The organism is Anaerocolumna jejuensis DSM 15929 (assembly GCF_900142215.1).
Classification (GTDB): Bacteria; Bacillota; Clostridia; order Lachnospirales; family Lachnospiraceae; genus Anaerocolumna; species Anaerocolumna jejuensis.
This window is the reverse complement of the sequence record NZ_FRAC01000033.1, coordinates 54,030-69,887: the sequence shown is the minus strand read 5'-3', so window position 1 is coordinate 69,887 and position 15,858 is coordinate 54,030. Positions and strand designations below refer to the sequence as shown.

Genomic DNA, 15,858 nt, shown 5'->3' with positions numbered 1-15,858 from the left:
AAAAGAAACTTTCAAAGTATGGAAATGGAATCCTCCATGAAAGTACAAAAAGGAAAGTGATAACCTGTAGGAGTGCTACAAAAGAAACTTTCAAGAGTATGGAAATGGAATCCTCCATGAAAGTACAAAAAAGAAAGTGATAATCTTTAGTAGTTAGTAGCAAGTAAAATATATGAAATGGAGGAAATAAAATATGAGTATTTCTACATGATAATATCGAAGAAAATTATTGACCGCATCAATTTGCTTATAGGAGATAAATTATAATAATTTGATTTGAATGTCTTATAGGTACTGATTAAAAGAAAATGTATATCAATTAATAAATACTAGGAGGATGTAAAAGATGAGAAATGTTATAGGAAGTAAAAAAAATAGTGCAACTATTGAAGGTTTAAGGAATTTAAGAGAAGAAAGAAATGTTGAGACAAAGAAATCCGAAAAATCCACAACTGAAAATAATCAATCCGGATATGCCTTTGATATTACAAAATTAGTTTTTGAAGAAGCTGGATACTTTAATGATAATGAAGAGTATTATGGAGTCATTCAAAAGGTAGAAGGTTATAAAAATGTTAACGGCGATAAATTTGTAACGGTATCTGCTGAATTAGAAGATGAAGAAGGTAAAAAGGGAGTATTTGATAAATACTTCAAGTATGAGCTAAATACTAATAGCTTGTTATATCGCTTTTGCAAGAATATGGATGCCTTAGCTAAGGATAAAAAAGGTATAAATATAAATGCATTAGTTGATAAAGATGTAACAGTAACTCTTTATACCAATGACAAAGATAAAACATACATATCTACAATTTATCCGTATGTAGAAAAGAGGGATACAGAAGAAGAAAGTCTAGACGACTTTGACATTGATGAGGACGAAGATGATGACTGCATATACGAAGACTAATCAGGAACAATGGGAAATTAATAATTACATTTATCAGGATGGGGATGAATTTAGCCTGGGGACACAGCTTTTAAGCTGTGCCCCAGATACAGATGAGTTTTTAATAAAAAAGGAAATGCTAATTAAAATGAAGCTAAGACATAGGGGTATCACTAAAGGTAAAAAATTAACACTAGACTGTGTTACTTATGCAAAATATTTAGCAGAAAATCGTATCGAGGCAATTATAGTAAATGAGAAGCTGTTATTATATAACCTTAAATGTGGCACTTTCGATAGTGTTCCAAAAGAATTTATCCTAAAGATTTTTAAAGACATATTAGAAGAGTGTACTACTAATATTTGGGCTGTTTCTTTAGAGTGCCAGTATTATCAAGCTTTTTTATATGAATTAAAGTCCTATAAGAAGCTTATCCCCAATGCAGATAGACTTGTTTTCCATAATGGTACATTTAACATTTATAAAATGACTCTATATAAGCATAATCCAAAGAATTTAGCATTATCTTCGTTGCCTTATAATTATAGGTCAGAAGCTAATTGCGAACTATTTCTTTCTGTACTGTCAGGAATATTTAATGGGGATAAGGAAGTGATTGCATCATTTCAAGAGATGATGGGATATCTCTTATATTATGGAAACGATTATCCAATACAAAAGTTCTTTATATTTTATGGTTCTGGAAGTAATGGAAAAAGCGTTTTGACAAGAGTAATTAGAAACGTATTAGGAGCTGAGAACTGCTCTGCAACTGCACTAGATGACCTACAGGAGAGGTTTGGGAAACAAAGTATTTATGACAAATATGTAAATATTAGTCCTGAACGAGAGCAAAAGAAAATGTTTAATACTGCGGTTATAAAATCTGTAACTGGGGGGGATTTAGTAGAAGTTGAAAAGAAATATGAAAAGGCTTATGCAACTTCTATTTATACTAAATTTATAGTTTGCTGTAACCAACCTATTCAAACTGATGATAACAGTATGGGGTATTTTCGAAGGCTTCATATTTTCAAGTTTGAAAATCAGTATATAGAACTTAAAAGTGGCGAAGAAAGAAAGGAGGGAGTATTGTATATGGATAAAAACTTAGATATGAAGCTTGAACAAGAAACACAGGGAATTTGTAATTGGGCTTTAAAAGGTTTGCAAAGGCTTATTAATAATAATTGGGAAATGTCACCTTGTAAGGCTATTAGTGATTTACAAATGCAATATTTTTTGGAGGCAAATCCAGTAAACCATTTTTTGAAAGCCTGTATAACAAAAACTGATACCAATAGTGAAATTATGACTGCAAGACTTTTCAGTAGTTATAAAACATGGGCAGAAAAGAATGATATCAGTCAAGGAGCTTTTAATACTCCTAAAACATTTCATGCAAAAATAAGGGAATATTTAAGGATTAACAATCTTAGTACTAACACCAAAAAGGTTGGTGGATTTGATTATTATGTAGGTATTGAATTAAATAAAGACTGGATACATAAAACAAAGTATAAATTGTAGATGGAAAAAGGGGAAGAAAAATAAAAAAGAACTATCCTAAAGATATTATAAAAAAGAGATTTTTCTCAAAAGTATTCCCCTTAATCCACTATGAAAATGTGGGAAAATGATTAATAAATTTTTCGCGAATAATGTGACTCCTGGAAAATCTTAAAGGTATAGAATACCGGATTGGAGAAAATATGAACAATATCAAATTAAATAATTGCGTTAACAATATATATCAGCATATAAGCCAACTAGGAGAAAGCTACAGAACCTCAGCAGAATTTAGAAAAGAAAAGTTAAGAGAGTTGGTAAAGAAAAACGAGTATGCAAAAGAGCTTATTATCTACTATAAATCGGATGAAGAGTTGAATGATGCCAATTTAATAAAGCTAAAGGAATGCCTAAAAAATGGTATTGACAAACATGGGTATTTACTTACAGATTTTGAGTTGGAATATATATTATCTTTAAAAGATAGTGATAAAAAAACAAATATGTTTTACAAACAAGTACAAGAAATCAGAAGTAGTATAGAAAAAGCATATTTAACTATTTTGTTAATGATAGGATATGATAGTGTAGAAGCATCCAAAATGAGCCTTAGGAAAATACGTGTTTTAACAATAAGTGGTGTAATGAGTGAGTTTCTATCTGAATTGGTAGAGCTATCCGAATTAGTAAGTAATCATGAAAGTGAAATATATTTCGAAGTTGAGGATTCAGGAGAAATCAAAAAAGTATACTTAGATGATATTAATGGAATTATACATGTTATGATTGAAAGCTGGCAAGAGAATAGATAAATTTAATATTACATATGTTGACAGGCCTATATCAGCAAAGGCTGGTATGGCCTGTTATTAAAACTGAACCAATTTACTGGATAAGCATATATTATAGTTAAAATATCAAGGAGGTTATAAAGTGAAACAAAGTAAAGTTAAATCGACCATGGCTATTTCGGATATACAGTTTGAACTAGGGGTATCAAGAAAAAAGGCGACAGCATTTGCTTTGAGTTTTCTTCATTATAAAAAAATAGGTAATACCTATGTCTTTAGTAGAAGGGAATTTGATGAAATCATTAATCAAGAACAATCAGTTGAATACAGCTTACCAAAATACAATTAAGGAGTGACAAAAATGGCATATAAACAACTTTTAGATGAAGGAATAAAAGGTAAAGAGAGATGGAAAGTTATGTATGATGTTGTTACTAATGGAAGAACTACTAGAAAAAGAATGAGTAAGACTTTTCCGGTAGGAACATCCATGACAGTTATCAATAGATTTATTAGACAGGTTGAGCAAGAGAAAGATGAAGGAATCTTTGTGGATTATACTAAAAGAACCTTTGCAGATTTTGGAGATGAATACTTTGAAAAACATACAAGATTTATATCCCCTACAACGCTTGAAGGGTATCTCCAAATGTATAATTCACCTAAGAACGGATTGAAGAAGTACTTCGGTGATATAAAGCTTGATAAGCTGGTAACTACAACAATACAGGATTACATCAATAATTTAAGTGAGGAGGGGTTATCCAGTAAATCTATAAAAAACAGGGCTATGCTTATGCATGTTATGATAGCTAAAGCAATAAGGTTAAATTATTTAAAGAAAGGATATAATCCAGTGGAGGAAGTGGAGTTACCTAAAATTCGGAAGAAACCTGTTGAAGCGTATACAGTTGAAGAGGTAAAGAAGCTTCTAGAGATAGCTGATAAGTATGGAAGTGAAAACCTTAAACTAATTGTATACATAATGTTAGGCACTGGCGTCCGTAAAGGTGAATTATGCTCCCTTACACATGATTCCATAGACCTTGAGAAAAAGCAGTTATTTATAACAAATAACCGAGTACAAGCAAATGGAATTGTGGTGACTAAGGAGCCCAAAAGTGCAGCAGGTGTAAGACCGATTGCACTGCCGGATGCAGTAGTATACCTTATTAAGGATTCCATTACGAATTATAAAAAACGTAAACTTTTGTATGGAGATAAGTTTGTAGATTCCCGATATTTAATAACAAGGTGTACTGGTGAACCATTAAGTCCAGACAGTGTTTATAACATATACAGGAACTTTATGAAAGAACATTCAAAATCACTTAGGTACTTATCTTTACATAAATTAAGGCATTCGTTCGCTTCTATAGCAATTTCGAATAATACTGATATAAAGACGCTACAAGAAACATTAGGGCACAGTCAATCCTCGGTGACTCTTGACACATATAGTCATGGCTACATGGAAAAGAAGGTGAGCCAGGCACAGATGCTTGATAGTACAATTTTTATTAATAGTAATATAGCATTATAGGATGAAGGATAAGTACTGATAATTATGGTACTTGTCCTTTTTCAGTCTATCAATAAAAAAAAATTCTTGACAATTTTGAAGATACCGTATAAAATTAAAGCGTCATAATTTTGTGCGGAAATATTATTGATAAAGGGGGACTTATATGTTATTTAATTATGATGAAAGTGAAGTTTATAAGGTAATCAGTGAGAGGAGGACTGCAGCAAATGTAATTGAGATAAATACAATCCAAGAGTGCTTAGTAAGAAAAAGTGAACATTCATGGCAACGAATTGTAGAAACTAATCGTAAACCTGCTTTAGCATGTCGTATGACTAGTAAATCTTTAGATGCTAATGGAAAAAGCTATAATGCAAATGACATTGTAAATATATTTATTACCTCTTGCGAAAGATTTGGTTTTACCTATTATCCAATTAAATGTAACATTGAAAATTTTCGAGATAAGCTAAAGCAAATTCGATTATTTGTAAAAGAAGAGGGAAAATATATTTGTAAAGCATGTTTTGAGGTTTTAGATATAATTGAAAGTGATAATGATTTATCTCAAGTAGAAGAGTTTATAACAGATACTAATTTTATTAAATCTAGAACTGACTTTAATTGCTTATTAAAAATTGCACAGGTTCAGACAACAGATCTTCCAAAGGATTATCTGGCATTAAGGACTGGTAAATCTATTTATGATGTAGCTTTTTACGGAAGAAATCCTAATATATGGATAATTTAATCAACATGATAAGAAGGAAAAATTGGAAGAATACGTTGTGATATAACAGACAAAATAGAAGAATCAGTTAATAGTACTTATGAGACTTTCGAAAGTTTACTAAATATGGGTGTAGACTTTGATGAAGCATATAAAATTGCTAAGGAAATGGTACCCAGAGGGTGTAAAAGTATGTTAGAAGCATTGATTTTTGGTAATTAAGCTATTGTAAGTAGATATACTTTGGTCACTATAATAATATTATTTTCAAAGATTGAAAATAGTAAATGTCACTTCTAAGACTCTTGAAATAAAAATCTAAGTGACATCAAGGAAACATCAAATGGCACTTGGCAAGGACATCGAAGCCAAGTGGAATGTAGGAAAATGTACCTCTTGGGAGGCATGATAGTGTTCAAGTCCCGTCGACTGCAGTTTAAAAGTCTTGATTATTCAAGGCTTTTTTATTTTGTGTTGCATTTCATGTTGCATAAATATTTTAAACTCATTTAGGTGACAATGGTACAGACGTATGACTTCTGGAAGTACGATTTGCAAGCCGTCTACCCTCATGGTCCCACCGGTAGCATTACACCGGATAGTAATATCCTGAAAATCATCTGGCTGCAGGAAAGGCTTAATACCTGCCTGGACGGAGTTAACACAAAAAAGGCCCTTACAGCTGGTAGTAAGGCATAAAATCGAATAAGAATATTCTTAATTCCTTGACATACAATCTTTCATTTAGTATATTAGCAATCATGTATTAATGTAAGGAGGATATTAAAATTGATGTATGAAGTCATGAAAGAAGAACACATACCTTTACTGGCATCTATGTATACCGAGTCATTTAACTCAGCGCCTTGGTATGATAAATGGACGGTAGATAGTGCTGCTAAGCGTTTAACGCAAATGTTGCATTGTGAGGGGGCATATGGTTTGATTTCTTATGATAATTATGAGATTAGTGGAATGATATTAGGAAATCATGAAATCTATTATGACTGTATGCATTTTAATATTAAAGAATTCTGTGTCAACCAAAAAATGCGTGGAACAGGTATAGGATCTATTTTATTGGAAGAGTTTGAGAAGAGGTTAAGGGAAATGGGTATAGGAGATATCTACTTATTTACTACAAGAACTTTGCAAACCGAGGGATTCTATCAAAGAAAAGGTTATGTAACTAACGCAGAGATTATTAGGATGGACAAAAATATTTAAGTTAATTGAAATAGAACCCGGAGGATATTTCCTCTATGAAAATTATTAAGGGAAGCCATACGACTCCCCTTAACTCTTCTTTAAAGAACATTAGGTGTTCAATTTATATATTTCACTCTCATCAGTTGCAGAATATATAGCATCACAATTATTTAGGAATGCCCAATAACAATCCCCGTATGACCAATGCCACCATTCAGTCGGATAATTTGCAAAGCCTATCTTCTTCATACAATCAATCAGTATTGTACGATTTACTTTAGCGGTATCAATTATATAATCAGAGTACAAATATGTTAGATTCTCAGGTGCCATAGGTACATCGTTAAATTTCGTTCCCATATCTACTTCAATTCCGTCTTTTAGTAAAGTAATATCTATTGCTCCACCAGTTGGATGTCCAGCTACTTTAACAGGTGCTACATACTCACAAGTAACTTTATAAATTTCATCATCTTTCTTTAGTGGATATTGAATTTTATAATAATTAAACGCTTCTTCAAAGGACTTCTTTTGTCGTGAAAGAGGTCTATATGCTTCCTTAATCAAAAATTGATAGCCATTAGGAAGATAATTAGTAGCCTCTATTAACTTTTTAATAATTGATTCTCTGGCGTAGCAAAATAAATCTGATTTGTTTGATATCTGGTTTCTTGTTTCGTCAATTAAGATATTCTTGTGTCTTTGTTTTAATGATAATATTTTCTCTTTATTATCAACACAATGTATTTTTGCAATTCTTTCATCATTTAAAAGTACCATTTGTTTTCTCCTATATCCAATTCATGTTATTTCACAAGAATATTAAATTTGCTATAATTATAGCATATCCACAAATTATTATCAAATTTCAACACTAATTTAAAACATAGCCTTTGCCCAAATTACTCCATTTTCAATGACTCTTAATCAGGGCATCTAGGGGTCAAATCCGTAGAAGAGTATTTCAAGGTAAGTGTATATTAGAAGAAAGAGAGTGGAAATTGAACGCCCAACTGAGCACCACGAAATAAAGATATTGAGCTATTGCAAATACAAGAATTTACACCACGGAGGTGTATTAGATTTACTTGCGATTGAAAAACATAATCACACATATTATAATAATTTATAGTAATCATGACCAATACGAAATTCAGATACCTATGTTTATTATTAGACAACTGTTGGACCTAATAGTTACCACCTCTTCGAAGCAGGTAAAATTCAATGGAAAATTTACACTTATTATTTCAACCTATAGGGGCTTATTTATCCGATACGACATCAAATGTAATGTCGTACGGTTCACCATGCAGCCTTCTAAGCCCATATATTTCATCCTATTGGGGCACTGAAGGGCTGACATCAGAAGGCTCTGTACAGGAATTTGAGCCGTCTTTGATCATACCGGACGCCCGTGTAGATATTATTTTTACAGTAGACCACACAAATGGCATTGTACATAGTGGTTTTTGCGGCATATCCGATTATCCTGATTATGCATGGTCAATCAGGGAAAGGTCAAATATGTCGCGATTTGCTATACAATTTTATTTTTGGGGTGCGCAATACTTTATTAGTGACAGTATTGCAAATAGCTATAATGCTTATGTTAATATTGAGACCTGTTTTTCAGGGTGGGAAACCTTCTTTGAAAAAATGCTGCTGAATGTGATTGATTTTCAGGAGAGGGTAAAACTGACAGAACAGTTTCTGATAGAGAAAATGAAGCAGAATCAATACAATCATAATGTGATGAATGCATTATCGAATATTTTACATACACAAGGGACTAGCTCGGTAAAAGAAATCTGTAATCATACAGTTGTTTCTCAAAGACAACTGGAACGTATGTTTAAGAATTATTTGGGAATAAGTATAAAAAAGGCAAGTAATTTGGTTCGGTATCAGAACTTGTGGCGGGATATTGCTTATGCAAAAATAGGAACTATTCAGGATGCGGTTGATAAATACCATTATGTTGATCAGGCACATTTGCTGAATGATTTCAAAAAATTCCATACCATGACACCAAGGGATGCTCTTAAGCTCGCATGGCAGTAAATGTCGCTTTTTTGCAATACAAACATATCAGCTTACGGTATAATTCAGTAAAGACAAGGAAAAGCGAGGAAAATTATGCGGTATTTTGAATATGAGGACTTTGTAGAAAAGGTTTGTGAGCTGGGGTTTCTTATGCCTAAGGATAAAGACATAAAAGGGTTTCCCGTTCTTGAGGATTTTGTTCCGGAAAGTCAGTGGTGGACGAATAATCCTGATATAGACCCGTGGCTGTGGAAGGATAGGGCAGCAACGGAAAAGAGATTGGCTTATGGTGCCTTTTTTAATGGAAAAAAAGGCTATATAGCTCCTGGGTTTTATTCTGTATTTATGGATGCATTCCGTCCGAAAGTATCAATGGAGGAAAGATATGAAGCTGGTAAACTTGGATTATATGAATGGAAATTCTGGTGTCTGCTAACGAACGAGAAGAGGCCAATTGGTACTCACGAATATCGCCGGATGATTGATACGGGTGAGAAAGGAAAAAATGCGCTGGATGCTGCTGTCATTCGGCTGCAGACTACTTTTGACATAACCATTGCAGGAAATATGGATATGCTGGACAAGGAGGGTCATCCTTATAATAAGGCTGTGGTATATGATATGACAGATAATTGGATTCCTCCGATGTGGCTGTCAGTAAATCCGCCTATGAGTCATTATGAAGCAGTAGAATCCATTTATAAGCGCTTGATTGATGTCAGCAAAGGTCTTGATACGGCGCAGTCTGAGAAATTATTTCATAAATCTCAAAAGCTGTATGCAAGTTATTCCTGATTTTATTAAAATTTTAGAATAAAAAAGGAGTTATGGAAATGAAAATAGGATCGCAAGTATATGTAAAGGGTAGCTTTGAAGCAGCCGAACGGTATTGTGATGCCTTTGGGGCAACGATTGGTTTGAATTTTAAAACACCGGAAAATACTTATGAACATTGTGAGCTAATGGTTAACGACCAGTTATTTATGGCTGTGAGTGAAGCACCTGATGACTGTGAACGAACCAAAGGACAAGCGTGGCAGACAACTGCTTTTAATGTTTATGAAATAGGCAGTGAGGAAGCTGTCCGGCACGCTTTTGAAATATTAAGTGATGGCGGAAAGGTAATCCATCCTCTGGGACCATGCGATTGGAATCCATATTGTGCGGATGTTGTGGATAAATTTGGCGTGTTTTGGTGGATAGCGATTTAAGTAATCAGCACTTCATAAAATAAACAGAGAGCACTCGGAGGGAAGAGGACTGGAAACAGTCCTTTTTTTAACTTTATTTTTGACGCAGCTAGCATTTTATTTATTGGAATCAGATAAAAAGAGATAAGGTTGAAAGTATTAAAAACGCCTTAATCCATGGGAAGGAAGCCAAGTGATGATATGGTTTTTAGTCAAGAATGTAAAAATAAATGGAAATAATATGGATTTATAGGTAAAAATGTATTAAAGTGTAATTAGGTGATTTCTAGCGTTCTTAACAAATCATAATTATGAATAGAAGAAAAATAATGGATGGTTGGAGCTATTGGTTATAAATAAAATGGAAAGTTAAACTTTCGAATAAGAATAATAGGACTATTCAAAAGATGAATGGACGGAGGTAAAAAATGAAAGAGTATCAGGCTGCATTAACATTTTGGAATAGTTTTTTTAAAGAGGAGAAACCGGAAAAATTGCAAGAAGCTACGGTTGGCTGCACTTTTCTGGAAGCTAAGTTAAAAGAATTAGCTTCTGCACATAAGGTATTGGATTTTGGTTGCGGAACCGGCTGGGCCTCGCTTTACTTAAAACAGATAGGATGTGAGGACATAACTGGTGTGGATCAAGCAATAAATGCAATTGATACCGCGGCAGAAACAGCGATAATAAATGGATTTACAGAGGGTATTACATTTATTAAGGGTGATGAAAGTTATTTTGATAATATAAAAAATAATACATATGATGGATTTTTTTCATCAAATACATTGGATGTGATACCGATGGCTGTTACTTCGAAGATACTTACTCAGGTGCATAGAATTTGCAAGCCTGATGCTATGATATTTATTATGCTGAATCCATATTTAACACTGGAATTGAATGAAAAGATAAAGATGGAGCAAATATCCCAGGACAGTTACACAAAGGACGGCATACTTCGCTGCGTTAATCGTTCAAAGGCAGAATGGGTGGCTCTTTTTGAAAATTATTTTATTATGGAATCCTATGACGAGTTTGAGTGTGATAATGAACCAAAAGGATATGGAAGAAGAATGTTTGGACTTCGAAATAAGAAATAGAGAGGTGACAGAGTGTTTGATGAATGATATATCGCAATTCCCTCATTTTGTAATGTCTGGGCAGATGTGGAGTATCCGCAAAACCTTTAATCCGCTATTTGATTTGGCAGTTTTTATAACTGCACCAACAGAAATCTGTGTGGAACGGTATCGTTTGCGTGCTTTAAAACGCTGGGGAAATAGAGTGCTCTTAGGTGGGGGAATCCCTGAATATCCATATTGAATCTATGGAGGGAGAGGGGACCTGCGTAACGTTGAGACTGCCGATTGTAGAAGAAGTAAGGGGGCGGATGTAAACTGGGGTACAGGCTGCACGTTATTTTGCAGCAATAACCATTAAATACCAGCGAGAAAAAATACTAACAGAAGAAGAGCTTATAGATTCCTTCTGTTAGTATCACTTGGGTATGTTTGGAAAATCCGTTCTTAAAACATTGAATACATTATAGATATCTACAATACCATATCCCCAGTCTCTATTGGGATATTGCAGAATATTGCTTCTCTTTGCACCCCGAATCAAATATTTTTTAATTACCTCGGTATCCATATCCGGATAAAATCCCCGGATGATACCCCATTCCAGCATTATGGCAGCTATTCCGGCAATATGTGCAGCAGCGATTCCCGTACCGGTAGAAGAGCTAAAGCCATTATCCAGGGTTGGTGCGACTATGTTAACACCGGGAGCAGCAAGCTCCGGCTTAATAATTCCATCCCGGGTATAGCCCTTGCTTGCTCCAAGATATAAAGAATCATTATCCGGATTATAAGCCGTAACGGTAATAGGTGTTGTTCCATCGCCGGGAGAAGTAATAGTCGTATAAGGGTCTGCTTGGAGAAAATAGGTATCATTCGTAATGAAGCCATTCATGGGCAGCCAGATATTATAGGCTCCGGCAGTATTTCCCCTGTTGTAAATATGGAATTTCCATATACCGGGTGTGGGATTATGAAAGCGCAGCAGGATTAATTCAGCCGAAGTACGGGACTCAATTAATTGATAATCAACATCAATTAAAGCTCTTTCATAAAGGAAGGAGACAAGCTGGTGGGACTTGAGACTTTCTGGAATGCGCGGTATGAATTCTCCGGTAGGGGATAAAATATCGATAGAATAAATATTCGGTGGATTGCCCCAAAATTCCATGGAAAAGCCAGGTTCCTGTACTCCGATATTCAGTTCAAAAACTTTGGGGGCGTCTGAAGGAGTGATGGAATTACTGTGGTGCCGTTTTTTATCTCCTTCATTACCGGCGGAAAGGCAGATGATAAAACCTGGTATGCCGCTGTAAATTGATAATATATTGGTTAACGCACCTCTTCCGTCATGGCCGCCCTGAGAAGAGCCAAGACCGATACACACGGCGCAGGGACGTTTTAGCTCTTCTGCTCTTTGCAAAATATATTCGATACCCCACATAATATCATTTTCCTGATAACAGGGGATGTCCGGGGGAATAATATAAAAATCCTTTAAATTCTGCTTTGCCTGTTTTAATTTTACAACAATAAGATCAGCCTCCGGGGCAACTCCGGAGAAATTATTTTTAGCATCCTCTGAGCCGGCCATGATTCCGGCCAGCATGGTACCATGGCCGATTTCATCCGTACTGGGAACCACAGATAGTGGATCACTATATGCTAATGCCTGCTCTATCTGATTTTTGGAGAATTCTGTGCCATATAAAAACCGTTCCGGAAAGTTATTACTATCCAGGGATTGATCCCATATATATTGGATTTTAGAGGAACCATCCGGATGAAGAAAAATTGGATTTTTGTAATCAATACCCGTATCAATGATGCCGACCAATACGTCTTTACCGAGAAGGTTAAAGTCGGGAACCCTTCGTAGTTTCAGGACACCGGAAGCTTCCAGGCTTTCCTGGCTTGTTAGGCCATACAGGTTAGGTATGGCGGAATAACTGAATTGACTGATAAAGGTACTATTTAATTGATTGGAAGGAACATAAGCAATAGCAAACCTGGTATTTATTAAGTGAGGGGTAGAATTGGGGAATATCTCTAATAATTTTGGATTTCTATTATATTCTATAAATAAATCGGCATAATCATTACTTATAATTTTATAGCGTTCTTCCAAGGTCATTATTAAGACTCCTTCTAATAATGGAAATCAAGAATTGCATGGGTTTATAAACCTTCTCGAAGACTGTTGAAAATATTGTATACATCCAGAATACCGTATCCCCACTCTTTATTCGGATAAACAAGTTCGGGTGCTCTGTTTGCACCCCGGATCATTAAAATTTTAATATCCGCAGTTTTCATGGAAGGAAAATTACCTTTTACTATGCCCCATTCCAATAACATGGCGGCAACACCGGAAGTGTGGGCGACCGCAGGACTGGTTCCGCTCACGGCTGCAAATCCATGGCTTAAATCAGGGCTCAGGATATTTACTCCGGGTGCGGCAATATCCGGTTTTATAACACCGGTTCTGGTATAGCCTTTGCTGGCATTTAAATAAAGGCTTCGGTCTTCATGATTGTAGGCAGTCACGGTGATGGCTTCCGTACTGTTGCCCAGAGATAACAGGGTAGTGTTTGGATCCGGGCGAAGAAAGTAGGTATCATTTGAAATGAAGCCTTCCATTGGCAGCCAGATATGAAAACTTAAGCTTAAATCACCCTTTCCATAGACTCTAAAAACCCATATGCCGGGAGCAGGTTTGGTAAACCGAAGTAAAATCAACTGATCACCGCTGCCGGATTCAACAATTTGATAATCAATATTAATTTTTGTTTGTTCAAAAATGAAAGAAGCTAATCTTGCCTCATTTATTTTTGGAATAATTCGAGGTATATATTCTCCTGAGGGAGTTTTTATATCCATGGAAAACAGTCCTGGAGAATCTCCCCATAATTCCATGGAAAAATCCCCTTCATTTTCCCCCACCTTTAATTCCACGGTTTCAAATCCTTTCGATGGATTGATGGAACCAAAAAAATGCCTTTTTGCACTCCCTTCATTACCGGCAGCAGTTTGGATGGAAAAATTATAATTTTCTGCCCTTATAGAGACCCACCTGCTTAAATAACTCTTGCTGTCGTGGGAATCCAGAGATGTACCCAAAGCCAAACAGATAGCCATGGGTTTTCCTAACCGGTTGGCCGTTAATTCAAGATATTCCAAAGCAAGGGAGATGTCATTCTCCTGAAAACATACGGCATTATCCGGTACTTTCCAAAAATCCCTTAAATATTGTTTTGGAGGCTTTAATTTAACTACCACAAGTTCAGCATCCGGCACGATTCCCGTGAATCCCTGCTCCGGCACCTCGTTCCCTGCTATAATACCTGCCAGCATGGTTCCATGGCCGTTTTCATCTCTGCTGGGCACTATAGCATAAGGATTTGGGCTTTTTAGTGCCTGATTTATCTGCTCTCCGGTATATTCAGTACCATAAAATGTATTGGATTGATAGTCTTCTCCATAGATTGCCTGATCCCAGAGAACCGATATTTTTGTTGTTCCGTCTGCTTTTAGAAAGATAGGATTTGTATAGTCAATACCGGTATCCACAATACCGATCAATACGCCTTCGCCTCTGAGATTAAGTTTGGGGATAGTTCTGATTCTGGTAATGCCGGATGCTTCCACAGCCGATTCGCTGATGATTCCTAGCAGGGCGGGCATTGCAGTATATCCTAACTGTGAAATTGTCTGATTGGAAAGCTCATTAATGGGAATTCTCATCACATAGGTAACATGGCCATGGCCTTCAGCTGGCTCAGTGTGGACGAGACTCTGAAAGGTGGCATTGGGATATTGTTTGAAAGAGGGTTCATTGCCGGCATATTCAACAATTAGGTCGGCAAACTCATTGCTATAGATTCTTTTGGCCTCTTCAGCTGTCAAAGTTGAAACCTCAAAATGGGAAGCTTTACATAAATATATTGGGATTGTGAGTATTTTATTCTATAATATCAATCAAAGTGCAGAGATTCATAAATTAATTTATCGAATTAATATATAAATTTAAACTTATATATTAATAGCTAACTATATATTGATAATGATAATATTAAACTTATAATAAAAGTGAATATAGAATGAAGGAGAAAAAGCGTATGCAGCAGTTATTGACGCAGAAAGATATTATGTTTCGGCGCTTTCAGATTCAAAAATACAGAGCCGAAGGAATGGTTCCAACTGTTACAATGATGATTACAGTTGATGTGACTCACCTGCTTGAACTAAGGGCAATTGCAAATAGGAATAATCAATCTTCAACCCATATTACGATCACGCATCTTGTTACAAAGGCAGTTGCTGATGCACTGAAAAATTATCCTTTGCTTTTTAGTTTCTTCACCAGTAAAGACATCATTGAGAATAATGAATTGGTAATCAGTATTCCGGTTGAGGTTGAACAGCATGTTGAATATATTGCTTTACATCATCCCGACAGAAAAAGTCTTGGATCGATCGCAAAGGAAACCACGGAAGAATTGGATAAAATCCGCTCTGGAAACGGTGCATTTCTGAAAACTTTGAAGAGATTAATGGAAAATCCAAGGGGCTCAGATTTAGATCCCATGGAGTTTTGCCGGCAGCACCTTGGAAATTTTCCGATATCGAACTTTGGGTCATTTCATGTGGATAGCGGCTCAATTGCAATTGCCCAGCCCATTATTTCAGGTATATGCATTGGTTCCGTAAAGCCATCGACTTACATGCAATCCGGACAATGGAGAGAAGCTAAGGTACTTCCGCTGACCATTTCTTTTGATCACCGGCCGGTGGACGGTGCATATGCTGGTAAATTTCTGAATAGTGTAAAGAAACTTCTGGAATGTCCCGAACGGCTATTTGAAAATAATTAACAGGTTGAG

General features: G+C 35.5%; 17 protein-coding genes. 14 read left to right on the top strand and 3 right to left on the bottom strand.

Features of this window, described 5'->3' with window-relative positions:
• Window positions 1-346 precede the first annotated feature (346 nt).
• From BUB77_RS24755 to BUB77_RS24725, 8 genes are all read left to right on the top strand, one after another.
• Window positions 347-913, top strand: a complete 567-nt coding sequence (locus BUB77_RS24755; RefSeq protein WP_073279859.1) for a hypothetical protein — start codon at window positions 347-349, stop codon at window positions 911-913.
• Complete coding sequence (locus BUB77_RS24750; RefSeq protein WP_073279858.1) at window positions 888-2,423, top strand: DNA primase family protein; 1,536 nt, start codon at window positions 888-890, stop codon at window positions 2,421-2,423. Before BUB77_RS24755 ends, BUB77_RS24750 begins: the two co-directional genes overlap by 26 nt.
• A gap of 182 nt (window positions 2,424-2,605) precedes the next feature.
• Window positions 2,606-3,214: a hypothetical protein gene (locus BUB77_RS24745; RefSeq protein WP_073279857.1), complete on the top strand. Its 609-nt coding sequence runs from the start codon at window positions 2,606-2,608 to the stop codon at window positions 3,212-3,214.
• A 121-nt stretch (window positions 3,215-3,335) separates the two neighbouring features.
• A complete protein-coding gene (locus BUB77_RS24740) occupies window positions 3,336-3,542 on the top strand; it encodes a hypothetical protein (protein WP_073279856.1) in 207 nt (68 codons plus the stop codon).
• A 12-nt stretch (window positions 3,543-3,554) separates the two neighbouring features.
• On the top strand, window positions 3,555-4,736 hold the full coding sequence (locus BUB77_RS24735) for a tyrosine-type recombinase/integrase (protein WP_073279855.1): 1,182 nt from the start codon (window positions 3,555-3,557) through the stop codon (window positions 4,734-4,736).
• A gap of 145 nt (window positions 4,737-4,881) precedes the next feature.
• Window positions 4,882-5,469 carry a hypothetical protein gene (locus tag BUB77_RS24730; RefSeq protein ID WP_073279854.1) on the top strand — a complete coding sequence of 196 codons (588 nt, stop codon included), beginning with the start codon at window positions 4,882-4,884 and terminating at the stop codon, window positions 5,467-5,469.
• Between the two features lie 498 nt (window positions 5,470-5,967).
• Entirely contained in the window at window positions 5,968-6,147 is a 180-nt protein-coding gene (locus tag BUB77_RS29615) for a hypothetical protein (RefSeq protein WP_139241314.1), read from the top strand.
• Window positions 6,148-6,240: 93 nt separating this feature from the next.
• Window positions 6,241-6,675, top strand: coding sequence for a GNAT family N-acetyltransferase (locus tag BUB77_RS24725; protein ID WP_073279853.1), 435 nt, complete (start codon window positions 6,241-6,243; stop codon window positions 6,673-6,675).
• Window positions 6,676-6,765: 90 nt separating this feature from the next.
• Here BUB77_RS24725 and BUB77_RS24720 read toward each other — a convergent pair whose 3' ends face one another.
• Entirely contained in the window at window positions 6,766-7,437 is a 672-nt protein-coding gene (locus BUB77_RS24720) for a M15 family metallopeptidase (protein ID WP_084124693.1), read from the bottom strand.
• A 447-nt stretch (window positions 7,438-7,884) separates the two neighbouring features.
• Here BUB77_RS24720 and BUB77_RS24715 point away from each other — a divergent pair, with 447 nt between their 5' ends.
• The 5 genes from BUB77_RS24715 (at window position 7,885) to BUB77_RS29610 (ending at window position 11,219) form a co-directional block, all read left to right on the top strand.
• The gene (locus tag BUB77_RS24715) at window positions 7,885-8,721 is read left to right on the top strand and encodes a helix-turn-helix domain-containing protein (RefSeq protein WP_073279852.1); all 837 of its coding nucleotides are present in this window, start codon (window positions 7,885-7,887) and stop codon (window positions 8,719-8,721) included.
• A gap of 75 nt (window positions 8,722-8,796) precedes the next feature.
• Window positions 8,797-9,498, top strand: coding sequence for an AlkZ-related protein (locus BUB77_RS24710; RefSeq protein ID WP_073279851.1), 702 nt, complete (start codon window positions 8,797-8,799; stop codon window positions 9,496-9,498).
• A 38-nt stretch (window positions 9,499-9,536) separates the two neighbouring features.
• A complete protein-coding gene (locus tag BUB77_RS24705) occupies window positions 9,537-9,914 on the top strand; it encodes a VOC family protein (RefSeq protein ID WP_073279850.1) in 378 nt (125 codons plus the stop codon).
• Window positions 9,915-10,321: 407 nt separating this feature from the next.
• The gene (locus BUB77_RS24700; RefSeq protein WP_073279849.1) at window positions 10,322-10,996 is read left to right on the top strand and encodes a class I SAM-dependent methyltransferase; all 675 of its coding nucleotides are present in this window, start codon (window positions 10,322-10,324) and stop codon (window positions 10,994-10,996) included.
• 16 nt (window positions 10,997-11,012) lie between these two features.
• Window positions 11,013-11,219 (top strand): P-loop NTPase family protein, encoded by a 207-nt coding sequence (locus BUB77_RS29610; protein WP_139241313.1) that lies wholly within the window; start codon window positions 11,013-11,015, stop codon window positions 11,217-11,219.
• 174 nt (window positions 11,220-11,393) lie between these two features.
• Here the strand turns inward: BUB77_RS29610 and BUB77_RS24695 are convergent, their stop codons facing one another.
• Entirely contained in the window at window positions 11,394-13,109 is a 1,716-nt protein-coding gene (locus tag BUB77_RS24695; RefSeq protein ID WP_073279848.1) for a S8 family peptidase, read from the bottom strand.
• A 44-nt stretch (window positions 13,110-13,153) separates the two neighbouring features.
• Window positions 13,154-14,881: a S8 family peptidase gene (locus BUB77_RS24690; protein WP_073279847.1), complete on the bottom strand. Its 1,728-nt coding sequence runs from the start codon at window positions 14,879-14,881 to the stop codon at window positions 13,154-13,156.
• A gap of 212 nt (window positions 14,882-15,093) precedes the next feature.
• Between BUB77_RS24690 and BUB77_RS24685 the strand changes: the two genes are divergently transcribed.
• Window positions 15,094-15,849, top strand: coding sequence for a 2-oxo acid dehydrogenase subunit E2 (locus tag BUB77_RS24685; RefSeq protein ID WP_073279846.1), 756 nt, complete (start codon window positions 15,094-15,096; stop codon window positions 15,847-15,849).
• The last annotated feature ends 9 nt before the right edge of the window (window positions 15,850-15,858 follow it).